The 431-nt window shown below is 66.8% G+C and carries 1 protein-coding gene; it reads left to right on the top strand.

Features of this window, described 5'->3' with window-relative positions:
* The coding region (locus B2W55_RS08050) for an inositol monophosphatase family protein (protein WP_291532209.1) at positions 1 to 431 on the top strand (431 nt) is incomplete at both ends.

Here is a 431-nt window from a genome sequence, read left to right on the forward strand (position 1 = left end):
TCTGGGGCACGCTGATCGCGCTGCTGCACAAAGGTACGCCGGTATTCGGCATGATGCACCAACCCTATATCGGCGAGCGCTTCTCTGGCGACAACGGCTCGGCGAACTATTCCGGGCCGTCGGGCGGACGGCGGCTCTCGGTACGGCGCTGCACCTCGCTGAAGGAGGCGACCACCTTCACCACGAGTCCGCTTCTGATGAATCCGGATGACCGTGCCCGCTACGGCCGGGTCGAGAATGCGGCGCGGCTGTCGCGCTACGGCGGCGACTGCTACTCCTATTGCATGCTGGCGGCCGGCCATCTCGACCTCGTGATCGAGACCGGGCTGAAATCCTACGACATCGCCGGCCTGATCCCGATCGTCACTGGCGCCGGCGGCATCGTCACCACCTGGGACGGCAAGCCGGCGCAAGCCGGCGGCCGCATCGTC

It is taken from the genome of Bradyrhizobium sp. UBA2491, assembly GCF_002341725.1.
Taxonomy (GTDB): Bacteria; Pseudomonadota; Alphaproteobacteria; order Rhizobiales; family Xanthobacteraceae; genus Bradyrhizobium.